This window comes from Bradyrhizobium sp. Mp27 (assembly GCF_029953005.1).
Taxonomy (GTDB): Bacteria; Pseudomonadota; Alphaproteobacteria; order Rhizobiales; family Xanthobacteraceae; genus Bradyrhizobium; species Bradyrhizobium barranii.
Genome location: NZ_JASAUS010000453.1, coordinates 1 through 1,801, shown reverse-complemented (window position 1 = coordinate 1,801; position 1,801 = coordinate 1). Strand labels below are relative to the sequence as shown.

1 protein-coding gene is annotated in these 1,801 nt (G+C 53.1%); it reads right to left on the bottom strand.

Features of this window, described 5'->3' with window-relative positions; genetic code table 11:
- Positions 1 to 191: 191 nt before the first annotated feature.
- Positions 192 to 1,487: a hypothetical protein gene (locus tag QJT78_RS50865; RefSeq protein ID WP_129557669.1), complete on the bottom strand. Its 1,296-nt coding sequence runs from the start codon at positions 1,485 to 1,487 to the stop codon at positions 192 to 194.
- Positions 1,488 to 1,801 lie beyond the last annotated feature (314 nt).

Sequence of the window (1,801 nt, the reverse complement as noted above, 5' to 3'; positions counted from 1 at the left end):
TCGCGGTTGAGGTGATGGGGTTGGCTTCACAACCGAATCCTACGCCGCATCAGCGCTTTACACCACGCTCGCCAGCCTCTCAGGCGCCCTCTCGCGAATAAGACGGGCTAGACGTCTCCAACAATCAGCGTTAATAGTTGACGGGTCTTTTTGCGCCGACCGCCGGAGGAAAATTCGGCGGCGCTGGTCAGTCATGTCGCCTCCCTCACATTTGAGCGGCGCAAAGTTGACTTTGTTTGAGTTTCGAAAAGCTCCGTAAGGAGATCCGTTGCGGCACCTGCTCCGAGCAAACGAGTAGCATCCTCTGTGGCCGGATCGGCAAGCACGCTTCGCACGTCTTGCCCAGTATATTTGAGCGCGCTTTCAACAACTTCTACCGCGCTGTGATAACCTACACCGATCTGCATCGCGCAAGCGCCGGCAAGACGGGCGAGCCGTGCTACCCATTCTTCTGCACTAAAATGATCCTTTGGTTCCGCAGAGCCAAGGCCTGCATTGATCGCATTCCGATGCGCATCAAGGGCCGCAGTGTATAAGCCCTCGGCACGACCACACAGCATATCCCACATCATCAATACTTCAGCAGGGGAGCCCGACATATGGCCAACGAGGGGCTCCTGGACGTTCAAGAGCCGTGTTGCTTTGATATGCATCGGTCTCCAAGTGATCGGAGGAATTCGCATATGTTCAGGCACGCAAAGCTTTTCGTCAATTTCCCCGCCGAGGTCGTAGAGCCCACTTCGTATCGAAGAGGCGTCTATTTTCTTCCTTTCCTCCTTCTTCTTCGGCCCCACGACTCCCGTACCCGCGGAGACCTTTGCTACTCGCTTTAGTACTGCATCGGAGATCGCGGTGAGTTTTTCTTCAGCAATTAAGTCTGACAACCTACCAAGAAGTGCTTGCTTCTGCTCTGCAGACAATGGAAATGGTCCACTGCTCTTCTTAGAATCAACATAGAAAGCTCCGAGATCGCCTAAGAAGGAAATAAAGGCCGTTCGGTCTGTTGCGCTTGCACGGCTTACTTCGTATCGCGCATCATCAACCAATCGATCGAGGATCTCAATTAATACGTTCGGCGATTTGTCTGCAAGCAGACAACCCGATGATACTAAACGCGTCGACAATGCGCTTAATTCAACATCTGTCAATTTCATCACAATGCGGACGAGCTTGCCTGCTGCTTTAGCGATTTCCTGTCGAAGCACGTCTCCCGGATGATACAGAAGTTGTCTTGCTGCGAATGCCTGTTTCAAGGCCAATCTGTGAGCATCGCCTTTATTTGCAATATCCGCGGGATAGATGAACTCTACTCTCTCAAGACGCTCGAGTTCAGATTGTCCGCCGCCTGTATTCAGAGCTGGGAACGGTGGTGCCTGAGACCGATCAACCGATGACGAGGTTGTAGCATCACAAGAAGTTTCGTCTGGCTCGTTTTTAACTGGCGCAGTGTAGTGAGAGAGAGGTCGAGTTGGGCGGATGTGGTGCATGGGTAAGACCTAGTGTCGCGACTTGTGCGTTGCACCGGCGGCGATGTCACGTTACGGCAACGATATCGACGCTGCTGATGGGGGTTCTATCGACTGTCTAGCTGGCGCTTGTCGCAAGCCCTCACTCAGCAATGGCAGATGGCCAATGAGGGTGCTCTGCCGCGACGTCCGGGACAAATAGTTTGTCGTTATGAAGGGATATTGCGTAAGCGGAGCTTTTCTCCCATTTGATTGACTGGTTTCGCTTCGGCTTTCGCTCTGCGATCCTTGGCTTGTCAGAGAGCCGAGAGGAGACTGAAGGCGATGGAACAATC